This window comes from Vibrio gigantis, from assembly GCF_024347515.1.
Lineage (GTDB): Bacteria > Pseudomonadota > Gammaproteobacteria > Enterobacterales > Vibrionaceae > Vibrio > Vibrio gigantis.
The window spans coordinates 851,856-867,754 of sequence record NZ_AP025493.1 but is presented as its reverse complement, the minus strand read 5'-3'; the positions used below and the strand labels follow the sequence as shown (position 1 = coordinate 867,754).

16 protein-coding genes are annotated in these 15,899 nt (G+C 43.9%); 7 read left to right on the top strand and 9 right to left on the bottom strand.

Annotated elements, in window-relative coordinates; all coding sequences use genetic code 11:
• Window positions 1-170: 170 nt before the first annotated feature.
• Window positions 171-332: a hypothetical protein gene (locus tag OCV56_RS19975; protein ID WP_009846296.1), complete on the bottom strand. Its 162-nt coding sequence runs from the start codon at window positions 330-332 to the stop codon at window positions 171-173.
• A 163-nt stretch (window positions 333-495) separates the two neighbouring features.
• Window positions 496-1,476 (bottom strand): Gfo/Idh/MocA family protein, encoded by a 981-nt coding sequence (locus OCV56_RS19970; protein WP_086712512.1) that lies wholly within the window; start codon window positions 1,474-1,476, stop codon window positions 496-498.
• Window positions 1,477-1,685: 209 nt separating this feature from the next.
• Between OCV56_RS19970 and OCV56_RS19965 the strand changes: the two genes are divergently transcribed.
• Window positions 1,686-2,168 carry a GNAT family N-acetyltransferase gene (locus OCV56_RS19965; protein WP_086712513.1) on the top strand — a complete coding sequence of 161 codons (483 nt, stop codon included), beginning with the start codon at window positions 1,686-1,688 and terminating at the stop codon, window positions 2,166-2,168.
• A 2-nt stretch (window positions 2,169-2,170) separates the two neighbouring features.
• Entirely contained in the window at window positions 2,171-2,944 is a 774-nt protein-coding gene (locus OCV56_RS19960; RefSeq protein WP_086712514.1) for a L,D-transpeptidase family protein, read from the top strand.
• A 59-nt stretch (window positions 2,945-3,003) separates the two neighbouring features.
• Here OCV56_RS19960 and OCV56_RS19955 read toward each other — a convergent pair whose 3' ends face one another.
• From OCV56_RS19955 to OCV56_RS19945, 3 genes are all read right to left on the bottom strand, one after another.
• A complete protein-coding gene (locus tag OCV56_RS19955) occupies window positions 3,004-3,741 on the bottom strand; it encodes a sulfite exporter TauE/SafE family protein (protein WP_086712515.1) in 738 nt (245 codons plus the stop codon).
• Between the two features lie 159 nt (window positions 3,742-3,900).
• Entirely contained in the window at window positions 3,901-4,620 is a 720-nt protein-coding gene (locus OCV56_RS19950) for a glycerophosphodiester phosphodiesterase family protein (RefSeq protein ID WP_086712516.1), read from the bottom strand.
• A gap of 202 nt (window positions 4,621-4,822) precedes the next feature.
• Window positions 4,823-5,425 (bottom strand): 2OG-Fe(II) oxygenase, encoded by a 603-nt coding sequence (locus tag OCV56_RS19945; RefSeq protein WP_086712517.1) that lies wholly within the window; start codon window positions 5,423-5,425, stop codon window positions 4,823-4,825.
• 386 nt (window positions 5,426-5,811) lie between these two features.
• Here OCV56_RS19945 and OCV56_RS19940 point away from each other — a divergent pair, with 386 nt between their 5' ends.
• Window positions 5,812-6,600, top strand: coding sequence for an MBL fold metallo-hydrolase (locus OCV56_RS19940; RefSeq protein ID WP_032554230.1), 789 nt, complete (start codon window positions 5,812-5,814; stop codon window positions 6,598-6,600).
• Between the two features lie 108 nt (window positions 6,601-6,708).
• Here OCV56_RS19940 and OCV56_RS19935 read toward each other — a convergent pair whose 3' ends face one another.
• Complete coding sequence (locus OCV56_RS19935; protein ID WP_004740039.1) at window positions 6,709-7,137, bottom strand: ATP-dependent zinc protease family protein; 429 nt, start codon at window positions 7,135-7,137, stop codon at window positions 6,709-6,711.
• Between the two features lie 32 nt (window positions 7,138-7,169).
• The gene (gene rimK, locus OCV56_RS19930; RefSeq protein WP_004740040.1) at window positions 7,170-8,075 is read right to left on the bottom strand and encodes a 30S ribosomal protein S6--L-glutamate ligase; all 906 of its coding nucleotides are present in this window, start codon (window positions 8,073-8,075) and stop codon (window positions 7,170-7,172) included.
• 601 nt (window positions 8,076-8,676) lie between these two features.
• Between rimK and OCV56_RS19925 the strand changes: the two genes are divergently transcribed.
• Window positions 8,677-10,461 (top strand): SgrR family transcriptional regulator, encoded by a 1,785-nt coding sequence (locus OCV56_RS19925; protein ID WP_086712518.1) that lies wholly within the window; start codon window positions 8,677-8,679, stop codon window positions 10,459-10,461.
• 19 nt (window positions 10,462-10,480) lie between these two features.
• Here OCV56_RS19925 and OCV56_RS19920 read toward each other — a convergent pair whose 3' ends face one another.
• The gene (locus tag OCV56_RS19920; RefSeq protein WP_228761192.1) at window positions 10,481-12,379 is read right to left on the bottom strand and encodes a methyl-accepting chemotaxis protein; all 1,899 of its coding nucleotides are present in this window, start codon (window positions 12,377-12,379) and stop codon (window positions 10,481-10,483) included.
• Between the two features lie 278 nt (window positions 12,380-12,657).
• Between OCV56_RS19920 and OCV56_RS19915 the strand changes: the two genes are divergently transcribed.
• Complete coding sequence (locus OCV56_RS19915) at window positions 12,658-13,719, top strand: MBL fold metallo-hydrolase (protein ID WP_086712519.1); 1,062 nt, start codon at window positions 12,658-12,660, stop codon at window positions 13,717-13,719.
• Between the two features lie 134 nt (window positions 13,720-13,853).
• Here OCV56_RS19915 and OCV56_RS19910 read toward each other — a convergent pair whose 3' ends face one another.
• Window positions 13,854-14,288, bottom strand: coding sequence for a MarR family winged helix-turn-helix transcriptional regulator (locus OCV56_RS19910; RefSeq protein ID WP_086712520.1), 435 nt, complete (start codon window positions 14,286-14,288; stop codon window positions 13,854-13,856).
• A gap of 103 nt (window positions 14,289-14,391) precedes the next feature.
• On the opposite strand from OCV56_RS19910, the gene OCV56_RS19905 reads away from it, so the two are divergent.
• Complete coding sequence (locus OCV56_RS19905) at window positions 14,392-14,697, top strand: DUF3861 domain-containing protein (protein ID WP_086712758.1); 306 nt, start codon at window positions 14,392-14,394, stop codon at window positions 14,695-14,697.
• Between the two features lie 204 nt (window positions 14,698-14,901).
• Window positions 14,902-15,684, top strand: coding sequence for a hydratase (locus tag OCV56_RS19900; RefSeq protein ID WP_086712521.1), 783 nt, complete (start codon window positions 14,902-14,904; stop codon window positions 15,682-15,684).
• The last annotated feature ends 215 nt before the right edge of the window (window positions 15,685-15,899 follow it).

Below are 15,899 nucleotides of genomic sequence, written 5' to 3'. Positions count from 1 at the left end.
CTGTTGGGTCCAGTTTTACTGCAATGAGTAAACTAATGGGAGGCTGGTAAGGGATTGAAGGTATAAAAAAGGCCCTGGCTGTTCACTCTAATGCAGAAGAGTGAAATCAGCCAAGGCCTCAATTTTGTTACCTTTAGCAGAGTGACTACTAAAAGAGCGGAGCGGTTAGACTATGCTTTTTTAAGGTCTTTTGCAGGGTAAGTAAGCGTCATTATTGCGCCTTCTACTGTTGTAACGTGAACGTAGCCGCCACCAGCACTTAGGCCAATTACTACCATTTCACCTAGCTCAACACCTTTTGTTGCTACAACGCGATCATCAACTGAAAACACTTTACACACCTTCAATAAATTAAATTAATACGATAGATATCGAACGCGGATTTAAACAGATGGTACCCCAATCGACTAATCCGGTTGTTTGTCGTAAAGATTAAATTTAGTTATGCATAAATCGGTATTTATTAAAAATCAGCTGGTTACCCTAGCAGTGATGTTATTTATCGGCTGGATAAACGACACCGACTTGCTGACGCATCTCTGTAATTAACTTGGCAACAGTTAAAGCGCGTTGTTGGGTGTGAGCTTGAGTTTCTTTATCACCCTCAATGCAGCTTACAAAGGCTTGTGCTTCATAACTCATTGAGTTCTCGCTTTGTGCTTGAGTGAGGTTTTCAATGCTGCCGTCACGGTAGCGGATCTTAACATCAGTACATTCAGCGATGTGATCGATGATGATTGCTCCTTGCTCGCCTTGGATCTCGCTTGGCGCATAAGAGTCGCTGACTTTGGAGTGAGCAAGCGTCACGTCAAACTCAGGATACTGGAAGATCGCACAACCATGCGCATCCACACCGGAATCAAGTAGCTTTGCAGAAGCCTGTGCATTTTTGGGTTTGCCAAATAGCGCGACTGTTGCGGCAACACAGTAGAAGCCAATATCGACTAATGAGCCGTTAGAAAAAACAGGATTGAAGGTGTTTGGGTTCTCACCGTTTAGGTATTTTTGGTAGCGCGATGAATATTGGCAGTAATTGATGTGTGCCTTATGTACCTTGCCAATCTTTTCTAACCCAAGTTGAACTTGCTTAAAGTTCGGCAGGAATTGAGATTTATACGCCTCAAACAACACCACACCGTTTTTCTCAGCAACCTCAAACATTCGGGTTGCTTCATCAATATTCGGTGCGACAGGCTTCTCACAGATGACATGCTTGCCGTTTTCCATCATGAAGATAGATTGCTCGCAATGCAGCGAGTTTGGTGAAGCGATGTACACGGCTTCAACAGTTTTGTCATTTGCCAATGCGTCGAGTGAATCATAAGTTGTTTCAACGTCAAATTCTTGAGCGAACTGTACCGCGCTGTCTAGGTTTCGAGAGTAAACCGCAGCAAGTTGCATCGATTGAGATTCGTGAGCAGCTTGAACAAACTTTTGTGTAATCCAATTGGTTCCAATTACAGCAAACTTAATCATAGTGGTTTCCAGTTGTTAGCGTATTGATTCTGCAGAGATAGTAGCACTCAACGCCTAGCAATGTGCCCGAGATTTACGGAACAATTTCCCCAAATTTAGTGCCTAATATTAATAATCAGCTTTCACTGAGTGTCCGGGTTGATCAGTGTAACGGTGCACAACTAAGGCATTTTTGCTAAGGTGTTATTGAATTCAAACAAGGTGATGATATGCAAATCCGGACAGCCAAGGTAACTGATATTAACGCGATCTTAGCGCTCTCTGAACAGATCAATCGTCAACATCATCTTGGTGCACCTATGGTATTTGCGCCAGCGTCACAAGGTTTGGCCGACAGTGAAGAGTATTGGTTAGGCTTGATGCTTGATCCGGTTGGTGCTTTCTTGGTTGCGGTAGATGACAAGCAAGTTGTTGGCTTTTTAGCGGGTAAGGTAACGCAGAACAAAGGCGTCAGTTTTATTCAGTCGCACAAAGTGGCAAGGGTGAATACGATTGTGGTGAATGATCAGGTTCAGAGCAAGGGTGCTGGTCGAGCGTTAATGAAGTCATTTAATCAATGGGCACAAGCGAGAGGGGCGATAGAACTTAGGTTAGAGGTGATGGAGTTCAACCAAAAAGCGCAAGGTTTCTATGAATCGTTAGGAATGGAAACTCAGTCACGAACGATGTCCATGCGTTTTGAGGAAATCTAAAGGTGCGTCTGTTTTTGCCTTTATCACTGTGTTTACTGTTTATGGCTTCGAACACGAATGCAGAGCAGATCGTGGTCGAGAAAATAGTTTCTGACGCGACGGCTATCGAAACCATCGTATTCGAGTCGGCATCGGCTCATTCCCAACGTGTCTCAACGTCTTCTTCTAACTCAGCCTCTTCCTCGAGTTCAAACTCAGAGCATGTGATTATTGTGGATGATGCTCGTAAAAGTGGTGCTGATGAAAAGGTTGCTCAGCTTTCTCAAGGCTCATCGAAACGTCAACCTCAAAGCTCCTCTCAGCAGTTTTACAACGTACCGGATAACACCTCTAAGATAGAATCGCTGTCGCAAGTCGTCACCTTGGTCAGAGTCGACAAGTCGAAACGTAGAATGTATCTGCTTAGAGGTGAAGAGGTGGTTCAGGAATTTCGTATTGCGCTAGGTAAACAACCGAAAGGGCATAAACGCTTTGAAGGAGATAACCGAACGCCAGAAGGGGAATACCAGCTCGACTATGTGATGGAAGAGTCGGACTTTTATCGCTCAGTACATATTAATTATCCGCAACCTTTGGATATGCAATGGGCAGAGAAAAATGATGTGGATCCTGGAGGGAATATCAAAATCCACGGCATCAAAAACGGTGAGCGCCGTTCACCGAGCTTTATTCAAAGTTTTGATTGGACGGATGGCTGTATTGCATTAACCAATCAAGATATGGATGAGTTTCTCCAACTTGTAAAAATGGGTACCCCTATCCACATCGAATGGTAGTTATTGGCACCCATTTCCTGAACTTTTTTATAGAGTGGCTTCAAACCTTCTTAAGCTCGTTACAGTAAAACTCGCCCGGCACTGAAAATAGCAATCACGATGAGCAGTGCAATGGTGACTGGTTTAAACTTCGCTCCGCCAAATCTCTCGAACAGTTTAGAGCCTACGTAACCGCCAAACATACTGCTCGGTAATAGCGCCAGTGTAAGCCAAACTACATCGCGGTCGACTAAGCCTGCGATAGATGCTGAAACAAACGCAGTGGAGTCTGCCAATACAAAGAACGCAATCAGGCCAGCTCTGGCAATGTGTGGAGCGACTGGGCTCGCCAATGCATGAGTGCCAATTGGAGGTCCCGACATCGATGCCGCGCCGTTCATGACCCCCGCAAGACTTCCTAGAATATAGGGAGCAAATCTAGGTTCACTTTTGTACTGGAAACCTTTGTAGATCATAAGTGCAGACGCAAAGATAAAGGCGCTGATGATCAAGATGATCGTGTCTTGGCTAACTGATTGGAGTAAAAGCAGGCCAACAGGCGTGAACGCAAGACAAGGGATAAATACCTTGGCTACCCAGCGCCAATTGACATGCTTTTTGACCTTAGGAAGTAATTGAACGTTACCAAGTAGGTCGATCAACATGAAGACAGGGACAAGCTCGATAACCGGTACGAATAACGCACTTAAAGGTAATGCGACTAAGGTGAAACCGAAGCCCGAGAAGCCACGAACGATAGCGGCGAAAATGAAGATTGCACCCAAAATTGGGAAAGTTGGACTAAAAATGAGATCCATAAATTAAGTAACCAATAAAGCTGTCTAAATAGAGCGAGCTAATGAAACCAAGTGAGTAGCGGAATGTACTCCTACTCACTTGTGTTTGCTACTTAATTTTGAGGTTTATCGAGGTAAATTTTACCGCTTTTAAAGTTGCTCTTTTTGGTATTTACCCAGTCAATTTATCGGTCTGAATTTATCTGGGAAATCAGTGAATACTGCGTCCACTTTTGAGAGGAATTCGAAGCGAGACGGATCATTGACGGTGTAGCACCATGTTTGAATATTTGCTTCGGAAAGTGTATCAAGATGACCCTGATTGACGTTTTCGTAATTCATATGACAGCTGAACGCTTTCACTTGATCAATAAGCAGAAGATCGTCTTGAGAGAGCTGCTCAGTAATCACACCAACGCGGTATCTCGGTAGATGGTGAGCCATTTCAGCGACTACCTCATGGCTGAAGCTTGAAAGCAGCACTCTGTCGGTGTCTAGATTTGAACGAATCAACTCGGCATGCAGCAAATCAACGACATGAGGCGCTTGATGTCGACTGTCGACTTTGATCTCTAGGTTAACGCTGAGGTCGTGCTCTTCAACAAGTGCAAGCAACTCCCCTAGCGTGAGGATTTTCTCTCCCTCAAACTGCTCTGATTTCCAACGGCCAAAATCAAGCTGACGCAGCTCTGCAAGGGTATGTTCGTCGACACGACCTTTGCCATCGCTGCAGCGCTCAAGCGTGTGGTCATGACAAACCACAAGCTCATCATCCTGAGTTGGCTGAATGTCTACTTCAATCCATTTCAAGCCGAGTTTAGCGGCCTGTTCAATGCTTGCTTTAGTGTTTTCTGGGTGAGTACCTGCAACACCACGATGACCTACGATGATAAACGACATAATTAATCCTTCTTGAATGCGCATCGTAAATAGTTATTAAATATCACTTTTCTCTTTTACGCTAGATTAATTGTTATATTGATTTTCTAGAGGTTACTCTGCAAATTCAAGTTGTGCTCTAGTGGCACTCTCTTCGTTGACCGCATTAATGAAAAACCTCTCAATAGAGAGGTTTTAAAGTTCTGTTGTTAAAGACCAATATTTAGTGTGCGATATCGAGTTGGTTGTCTTTCACGCCGTTAATGCGGAACCAACCTGCAATACTGAATCGCTCTGTGTTTGTCGGCAGCACCTCGTGTGGGAACTGCTCGGACAAGAACACAAACAGACGGCCTGACTTTGGTGGAATGGTCGCGATGTGGTTGTCTTTTAGATCGTAAACCACAAGTTCACCAGCATCGTCTTCTGTCCACTCGTCGTTCATGTAAAACACCGTGGTCAGACGACGGTTTTCGTTGCCTTTGAAACAGTCTAAGTGCTTCTGGTAGAAGTCACCTTTTTCGTATTTAGCAAAGTGCGCTTCATACTCGAACAACCCCAAAAAGAACGCTTGGTTGGCCGCTAAACGAATTTGTTCCATCTTATCTAAAAACAGAGACGCTGGTTGCCCCATATCGCGGCGCACCCACTGAATCTTGTCACTGCGTATAGTAGACTCTCGCGTTACTTCATCGTTACGGCCAATCCTAGCCTTTTTCCAGTTCTCTGGAATGCAATCCCTCAATGCCACCACTTCTTCATGAGTTAAGAAGTCATCCCAAACGAAATAGCCTTGGGTAGAAAGAGCATCGATTAATTGGTTCATGTATAGCACTCAGACAATAAATTAGAGGCGCATATATAGTCCTAATAACTTAGGTCAACAAATCACGTATTTTGTCGTCACGATAAATGGTGCTGAATACTTGAGTTGTATGGCTTATAGAGCAAGGTTTACGGCAATGCAGGCATTCAATAATGCTGAAAAATATCGGATTAAATTGATGCTTATCTTTGGAATGTGTACTCATTGTTCTGAGTTAAATTGGATTTGAGTAACATTGGATTTGAGTAATGTAGTGGATACCAATCAAAATCTTGATTCGAGCTTTCTATTCGGTTTTAGATTGTTGATTTAACAAAATGATCACAATTGGCTGTGAGTTTGCTATGGTATAGGTCTGACCAGTTGGTTTATCACAAGGAGTGGGTTTGCAACTGCATACCATTAAAGGTTACATCCAAGACATGTATTTGGTGGAGTATCCGGACAAATTACTGTTGCTCGATGGCGCATGTCGAGCCGATATCCCGCATTTGAAGGCTTTTATTGAAACTGAGCTAATGCGAGATTTTTCTGATCTGCATACTGTGGTCGTTACGCACATGCACCCCGATCACGCAGGGGCTGCGCACAAGCTCAGAAAGCTAACGAACTGTCATTTGGTCGCTGCAAACCGAGACAAAGATTGGTATCACGGTATCGACGGCATCTTGATGCATCTGACCGATCTGGCATTGGCACGATGGATGGCGAATCGTTTAGGTAAACCCAAGGCAAACCTTTGGTATTCGAGGAAGTTAAAGCCGGATTACAAGCTATCGGATGGTGATAGCATTCCGGGCTTTGATGATTGGTTAGTGTTGGAAACGCCGGGGCACACCGACAGAGATCTCTCTGTTTATTCTCCATCACACAGTGTTGCCTATGTGGCTGACTTGATGGTAGAGGTCAAAAAGAAGCTCATTCCGCCTTTCCCCATCTTCCACCCTAATAAGTATCGTGATTCTGTGTCACGCATTTATGACATGCAGATAGACACGCTGTTGGTGGCGCATGGAGGGCAAGTGGATCTTAATCAGAAGGCGTTTGACCATTTGTTGATGAGTGCACCAAGAAGGCCTGTGACGCATTGGCGGGTAACAAAAATTAAAACCAAGAAACTGCTGCTCTCAATTTGGCGTTTTGGTTTTCAATCTCATGGTAAATCTAAGAAATAGGTGAGGTTTACCTAGGAAATAAAAGCAATAAGGCCAGTCATGAGACTGGCCTTATATCGTTGTGACGAGCTTTAGTTATAACCTGTGGAGCGGTTACGATGACTGAGATTAGTGAGTCAGTAGGAATTCGCCCGCTGGATCAACAATCACTTTGTCACTCATGCCTTGGCGACCAAGCAACATCATGTAAGTCATATCTTGACGGTTGCTTAGCGTGATATCGATAGGCCATTGTTGACCACCGATTCTTAGCATTGTTTCAATCACGCAACGGTGTTCAACTTCGCCGTTAGATGATTTGATTTTCTTACTTGTTTTCAGTTTCGCCTTGCAGCGCACCGTCTCTTCTAGGTGATAAACATCTGGGTGAAGGTCGAATTCTACGAATTTCTCACCATTTGATTTAACACATAGTAGATTGTCTACGTGTAGAGAAGAGGTTTTAGCCCCTGTATCAACACGTGTATGTAGTCCAGTTATCCCTAACTCTGGTAAGCAAAGTGCTTCGGTATTCCCTATGATCATTTTATTGTTCATTTTCTTTCCAATCATGAGTTATCGGTATTCAATCAGCCCTTGCCACGAGTACGGTTAGCGTTTGGTTTTGCATTCTTCTCGATGAATTCGAAAATCATGTCTGCTACATCTTTACCCGTTGCTTTCTCGATGCCTTCTAGGCCTGGAGAAGAGTTTACTTCCATTACTACTGGGCCGTTCTTAGATTGTAGAATATCTACACCACATAGGTTTAATCCCATGATTTTCGCAGCATTGATTGCTGTCGCGCGCTCTTCTTTGGTTAGTTTAACCAGCTGAGCAGTGCCGCCACGGTGCAGGTTAGAGCGGAATTCACCTTCACCAGCTTGACGCTTCATTGCAGCAATTACTTTGTTGCCAACAACAAAACAACGGATGTCTGCGCCATTTGCTTCTTCAATGAACTCTTGAACCAAGATGTTCGCTTTTAGGCCCATGAACGCTTCGATAACGCTTTCTGCTGCTTTGTTTGTTTCTGCTAGAACCACACCGATACCTTGAGTACCTTCAAGAAGCTTGATAACCAGTGGCGCGCCACCTACGTTTTTGATCAAGTCTTGAATCTTGTCTGGGCGGCTAGCGAAACCTGTTTTTGGTAAGCCAATACCTTTACGAGACAGCAGTTGTAGTGAGCGCAGTTTGTCGCGAGAACGACTGATTGCTACTGACTCATTGATACAAAAAGTGCCCATCATTTCGAATTGGCGAACAACCGCAGTTCCGTAAAAGGTAATGGAAGCGCCAATACGTGGAATAACCGCATCGTATTGAGGTAGCTCTTCACCCATGTAGCGAATCTTCGGATTGTTACTCGCGATATCTATATCACAGTGCAACGTGTCGATAACATCGACCTGATGACCACGAGCTTCTCCAGCCTGCTTTAGACGAGCGGTAGAGTATAGATTTTCGTTGCGAGAAAGAATTGCGATACGCATGGCGTTTCCTTAGTTAATACCTGATTGGTAACTGCAAATAAATTAGTTGTTAGCTGAGCTTTCAGTTTTTCTGAGGCTCCTTGCTTGCTTCGGGGCGAACCTTAAGGCTTTTCGTTTAACTAGGAAAACGAATTAAATTTGTCGAGTCGACAACGGAAATTTATCGATTGTGTGAGCTATTGGTACAGCAGGCTTGAGAGGGGATTTTGAAAGGAAAAGCGAGTTGAGACCTAACTCATATTGGGGGTAGGAGCATATTAGGCTGTGCTCAACTCGCGTTTACTCGGTGCTAAAAAGTGTACTAATAACGCCAGTTACATAACTCTACAAGTGTTCGTAGTGCTTCTCTTTCGAGCTTACTGCAGGTGCTTTTTAGCTTGTTAAGATAGTATTTTCTCATGGTCATTATTCTCTCTAGTTAGGCTTTATTGACAACCTATGGTTTGTTGCTGACCCGTTCATTATGGTTAATTAAGAGGAACTAAAAAACAGATGGGATTTTTATTTCTTGTTCCTGTTTTTGTTATATCACGCTACTTTTTTACGATTGTGTTTTATAATGGGCTTAATTAGGAAGAGCTACGTTTAAAAGGTTCATTATTTGTCTGATCTAAACATGATGCGTTACTACACGCGGCTAGAATCGTTCGAGCCAAACATTTCCCACTCAGTGACCTTAACGGAAGTGGCGGATAAGTTGTTTACAAGCTTGCGTCACGCTCGAACCCTGTTAGGTAAAATGCATCAAGCTGAATGGGTTGTGTGGGAACCAAAAGTTGGCAGGAATCAACGATCTAACTTAACACTGCGCTTTAGCAATCCAGAATTGGCTCAGCATGTTGCGAGTAAGCTGATAGAGCAGGGCAAGTACGAAAAAGCACTCTCCATATTAGATAATGACCGTGCTGTGTTTGGCTCTTTACTCCAAGAAACCTCCGGCGCGACCATGCGTGAAGGGCTCTTGCATGTTCAATTAACCTATAAACGCAAGTTTGAGGATCTGTTTCCACATCATATACATCGCAGTAGTGAGCGATTTTTGATCAGGCAAGTGTTTAGCTGCTTAGTGACATGTAACGGCAAGGGCGAACTGAAGCCAGAGTTAGCTCACCACTGGGAATATGACACTGAGCAATTGGTTTGGACTTTCTATCTGCGCCCCGGTTTGACGTTCCATGATGGGCAGCCTGTTGATGCCAAACAGTTAGTTGCTTTGTTTACTGCTTTACAAGCTCTGCCTTTTTATCAAGCTGAGTTGGCTCATGTCTCTTCTGTCTATAGTGAGCAGCCATTAAGGATCAGTTTTAAGTTAACCCAAGCGGATACTGGCTTTGCGGGTTTGTTAGCTGGCGTTAAGTATTCGATTCAACCGGCAGCACAGGTAACCCGTGAGCCTTCACCATTAAACTCAGCTTCTCATGCTGTGATTGGTACAGGCCCTTTCAGAGTTGTTGAAACCAACAGCGAGCGCATCAAGCTCTCGGCATTCGAACACTTTTATGGTTGTCGCTCTTTAACCGATGAGGTGACTATTTGGCAGTTTGAGGAATCGATGACTGGTAGCGCTCGATTCGATGACAGCCAAATGCAGGTGTCACCGTATGAAGATTCGGCCTGTTTTCATCAATTAGGAAAGAGCGACACTGAGTTGGTGTCTGCTGAAACAGACGGGCTTCGCAGTCGAATCGAAGACGGTTGTTTGTTTATTCTATTTAACCAAAACTCAGCGGCTAACTCGCTAAGTGATGAACAACGTAAGTACCTATCATCACTTGTAAACCCACAGGCTATTTTGACGCAACTTGAGCAAAACCAAGGCTTATTCAGTGTCTCTTTGGCTCAGAACATATTGCCAAGTTGGCAGAAGCTTTATCGAACGCCATCTAGAGAGAGTGAGTTGCCTAAGAAATTGAGCATTGCCGTTTATAATTACTATGCCCTTTATCGATGCGCTATTTCAGTGTCAGATATTCTTAAACGACACGGTGTGGAAGTTGAGGTGAATACCTACAGTTTTCGAGAATTAGCTCAGCTTTCTCAGCGGGGCGATTTAAAAGAAGACTTGGTGTTGTGTAATTTGAACCTCGATGACAATGCGCCATCTTCGTTGTTCTCGTGGTTGATGAATGACCCTGTATTGCATTCCGCGCTTGGAGAGATGAACAGTGATTGGCTTAAGCAACGATTAGATCAGCACAAAGCAACGGTTGAATTGCCGAACTACTTGGATGAGTTGGAACCTATTGCATCGACACTGATTTCTGATTACTGGTTAGTCCCGATGTTCCATCACTTACAAACCGTGCGTTTCCAAGGGATTCTGAAAAACGTAGCCATCACCAACTGGGGATGGCCAGATTTCAAGAATGTATGGTCTGCTGACTAACTTGAGTGGAAGTGGTCAGCTAGCATTTGAATTGAGAAACCAAACTCGTTAAATGCATGGCGTTGGCGCGCAAGTGTTGGCATTCCTGAGCCGTTTTCTCAATCATGCTATCGCTCTCTCTGGCTATTTCAGAAATGCCAGAGATGTGCGGTGAGATCTCGTTGATGACGTTAGATTGCTGGCCCGTTGCTGAAGCGATCTGCATGTTCATCGCATTCATCTCATCGACACTCTGAGAAATGCTCGAGAGTTGTTGCTCTGAGTTGGAGGCTTCAATCTGACAATTATTGCCGAGAGTGGTGCTGGTCTCGATGGCAGTGACAGCCTGTTGAGTACGTTGCTGGAGCTTTTCAATAATACCTCGAATTTCTTCGGTCGAGGTTTGGCTTCGTGAGGCGAGGGTTCTTACTTCGTCTGCTACTACCGCAAAACCTCTACCTTGTTCACCAGCTCGAGCGGCCTCTATCGCTGCATTAAGAGCTAGTAGGTTGGTTTGCTCTGAAACACTGTTGATGACATCTAACACGGTATCGATAGAGTTCGCATCTTGAGCGAGTTGATTGATAATTTCCGTTGTGTCATCGAGCTGCTTGTTCATATGTTCAATGCTTTCTGAAGTGACAGAAACGGACTTTTGACCAATGCTGATTGCACTCGCTGCATGTTGTGCACTGTCGGCGGCACCATTGGCATTTTGGGCGATTTCGTCAGAACTGGCACCCATTTCATGAATGGCTGTTGCAACTTGTTCGATCTGGCTGGTTTGCTGTTTGATGTCTTGCTCCATCGACTGCGCCATATGATCGACACCTTGGATAGATTCAGAGATTTGGATTCCTGTGTTTGAGACATCTTTGAGTAAGTCACTTAGATATTGCACGAATTGATTGTAGCCTTTCGCGATTTGTCCAATTTCGTCATGTCGAGAATCATCTAAGCGAAAGGTGAGGTCACCACCGCCTTTCCCTATCTGTTGTAATCGCTCGGCCACTTCCACAAACGGCAGCAAGAGCTTGTTGGTCGCCCATGCTGCGATCGGCGTATAAATGGCAGCAATGAGCAGAGCCATAAAGATGATGGTTTGGCTAAAGCCATTTAATTCACCTAATACGTCCTGCTTGGGAATTTGTGTAATCAGAGTCCAACCTATGCCTGGCATCGCTTTGGAGCCCAGAATTAGCGGCTGACCATCGACGATGGCCTCATGAACGACGGTTTGTTTGCTGCCGATTAACTGATTAGCTTTAATTCCTACAGAGTCTAGTGAACGTCCAATCAGATTTTTATCTGGGTGAACCTTGATGCTCCCTTGCTGATCGACAAGAAAAACAATGCCGCTATCACCGACGTTATAGTTGCTGATCAACTGGGTAATACTTTCCAGCGTTAAGCCAATACCAGTCACGCCAATACGTTGACCATTGCGAGTGACCACATAGTTAACAAACAGTGCTGGGATTCCGGTGGCTGCGTCAATATCCAAAGAGAGCTCAAATGGCTGATTTGACTCGATGAATCGGTAGAACCATTGGTCGCTTTGTTCATTGGTAGAGATCGTTTTTAGTACACCATTGTGGGTGTAGTAAGTGCTCGCTTCGTTGGAAACGTAATAGGCACTGATCGCGTTGAACTCATTTTTAACAGATTGAAGATAGGTTCGAAGCTCTTCTTCCGAAAGTGTGGTTTGCTGCATTAAAGGCGAAAGCGTCATCATCTTTGATGCAAGAATAGGCGTTTCTAACTTGAGGTTTATTTCATTACTCACCTCACCGAGTGAAGCTGGTAATTCTCGCTCGAAGGTTCTATCAATCAAAATAGCCCGGCTTGATTGAAATGAATACACTCCCATCACGCTAATAATGGCAAGAGCAGCGACGATCGTCGCCAGTATCGCTTTGGTTCGTATAGTCAATTGCAATTTAGATTCCCTTCTAAAAACATTCAATTTCATTTGTAAATTCAATGTTAATTAAAACCTGACTTCCTGGTCAATCAATGAAGTATAGAAATGAGTGCTGTGCGATATTTGTACAGACTTAAGATGTCCACATTGGTCTGTGCTCGGTATACGGAGTGCTTCTTTTCTAAATTTGACGAATAAAAAATTACACTCACTGGTTTACTTTTGTTTTTTGGCATGTAAACTATTCAGTGTAGTTTTTGAGTTGGGCTTTCCCAACAGTTGAAGAGATACCAATGAAAAAATATCTATTACCGATTTTAGGAGTACTTGCCGTGGTCGCTATCGTAAGCACAGGTTCACAATCAAATGACAATCTAGATAAGCTTCCGAAGAAGTTTGCTAACAGTGAGTTAGAGTACAAGTCGGGTATGTCTGATATTTTTTCAATCTTGAAGGCGTATGTAACTGTAGAAAGAAATGAGCCAGTGCCACGAACCGCATTGCCTCTAATTCCCATGACTGCGGAACAGCTGATTGAAGAGCAAGAAGACGTTGCGTATCGTTTAGGTCACTCAAGTGTGATGATGAAGCTGGATGGTAAGCTAGTGATGACTGACCCTGTGTTCAGTGATCGCGCATCTCCAGTGCAATGGATGGGACCAAAGCGCTTCCACCCGACCCCTATCTCACTGCAAGAATTACCTAATATCGATGTGGTGGTTATTAGCCATGATCACTACGACCATTTAGACAAAGGTGCCGTTAAAGTATTAGCCGATAAAGTGGGAACATTCTTGGTGCCACTCAGAGTTGGTGCACTACTTGAAAAGTGGGGCGTGGATAAAGAGAAAATCATCGAATTGAACTGGTGGGAATCGGCAACAGCGTCAGATATCGAGTTTACTTTGACGCCAACACAACACTTCTCTGGTCGTGGCTTGCTTGACCGTGACCAAACATTGTGGGGGAGTTGGGTTATCAAAGCTTCAGACAAAAAAGCCTTCTTTAGTGGTGACTCTGGTTACTTCAATGGTTTTAAAGAGATTGGCGAGCGCTTCGGGCCGTTTGATTTAACCATGGTAGAAACAGGCGCGTACAATTCACTTTGGGCCGATATTCATATGTTCCCAGAGCAGAGCGTTCAAGCGCACATCGACCTTAAAGGTAAGGTGATGATGCCGATCCACAACAGTACATTTGATCTTTCTATGCATGACTGGCAAGACCCAATGGAACAAGCCTTAGCGATAAGCAAAGAACGAGACGTACAGATGGTAAGCCCTGTGATGGGTGAACGTTTAGTAATTTCAGAACCAGTGCCCGTGCAAGCATGGTGGAAATTGGCATCAAACTAGAACGACGATTTTAGTCGAAGTCTTTATAACGGGCATCGATGTAAAAGTTAGCTGATACACAAACGCCAACGATCTTACGATTCGGTGGCGTTTTTGCTTTATGTAAGCAGCGGCTTATTTGAAAGGGCAGCTTATTATTTAGGTGTGTTTTCTAGGTTTTGAGCCATTTTGTTCGCTATTTGGCTGAACTGTTCTAGCTCATCTTCGTTCATGCCTTTAGTCATTCTCTGTAGCATCTCTCGATCAATATTCGAAACCTTAGTCATGATCTCTTCACCTTTACTAGTCAGTACCAACAACTGGCTACGTTTGTCTTCAGGGTTTGGAGACTTCTTCACAAGTTCTTGATTGATCAAAGCATTAACTAATCTCGTGACCTGTGCTTTATCGCGGTTTAGGAAGTGTGCGATATCGATAGCGGTACATGGAGATTTCTTAGTAATGATCTTCATGACACGAATATTCATAGGTGCGATCTCAGAATCCAAGCTCTCAATCTGCTCACTCATTTGGCGTTTCAAAGAGTGTACTAAGCGAAAGATAGACTCTAACGATGTGTTATCAGACATAAACGATCCTTAGAAATGTAGTTGATATTATCAACTACTGTATTTATAGTTGACATTATCAACTTAATTGTTCGTGAATTCAAGTTAGGAGGCAGTAATGACAATGCAAACAATCACAGGCAAACACAATCACTACCGTATTACTATCGAAGAAGTGAACATCAAGGAAGATCGTGAACTGCAAACCATGCAGTTTGAAATTGAAGATAGAGAAAACATGTTCGCGATTGTAGATAAGCTCAAGCAGGACAGTGGCTTAGATGAGCAATCCGCAACGAGACTAGGTGTAAGTATTCGCTTACTGGGGCCGTTGATGATGCAAGATAGGAAACACCCTCTGTTTGTTGATTTCATGCCTCACTTCAGAAACTTCATGCAAAATCTTAAGAAGACGCTGAAAGGCACGTAGTGCTTGTCCGGCAACGACATATTCAAAAAGCCAGCAATCTGATCATCAGGTGCTGGCTTTTCTTTTAATATATTGACTTAGCAGTATGTGTTCACTTGCGGGACATGTGACAATAGGCCTTTGAACACTTTATGGTGCAACCATTACATGAGTGATGCCATTGCCCAAGCCTATTTCTAATCGTTCTAAATTAAACGGTATATTATGACAAGTGTATTTGAGCAGGCGGCTAAAGAGTTATTAAGCCGTCGCACAGCGGGAACTAAAGCGCCAAGATTAATCGAACAATATCGCCCAACCAGTTTAGATGATGCGTTAGCCATTCAAGAAGCAATGATTGAAATTCGCGCAGATAGAGTGGGGGGCTGGAAGTGTCTGTTACCTCTTGCAGAAAATAAATTTATCGTAGCGCCTATTTTCGCTGACAACGTGCAGCAAGGAGATGCTTGTGAACTGTTCGCAGACACAGGGTCTGTGCCAGGCAAAGGGGTAGCCCGAGTTGAGCCAGAAATCGCTTTTGTGCTGACTAAGTCATTGCCTGCGAACCCAAAAGGTTACAGCGAAGCACAAATCAATGATGCAATTGGTTCATGTCGTATGGCGTTGGAGTTGATTCAATCTCGCTTTGCTGATGACAGTGGTGCAGAGTTTTACGAAGTTTTAGCCGATTGCTTGGCAAACCAAGGCCTATTTCTTGGTCCTGAAATAGAGAAAGATAAAGCGTTTGCGGCTGCCAAGGTCGAAGTTGCTATAACTCAAGCTGGAAAAGTACAGGCATTTTCTGGCACCCACCCTAACGCATTAGCTCAAAATCCCGTTTACTGGTTGATCGATACGATGACCAAGCGTGGAGTCAGTTTTGAAGCGGGTGAGGCAATCATTACAGGGTCTTACTGTGGTGTGGTTGAGCTTGACTTCGATGAGCTAACAACCGTTGCTTATGATGGCATCGGAGAGTACCAAGTGACTTTCACACAAAAGCGCTAAGTTATCTATTAGCTCTATTTGCTAAGAAAGCAGCTCTCTAAAACTCTGTTTCACGTATAAGTAATTTGTTCTCGAAAGGCTATTTACTGGTGAGTAAATAGCCTTTTCTATTATGTGATGTTCAATAGAGTTCTTATTACTTTGCATTATATTGGGCGTTTAGACGTCTAGACGTTGACAAGTCCTAAGTGTGACATTAGTCTGCTCTCCTTCCT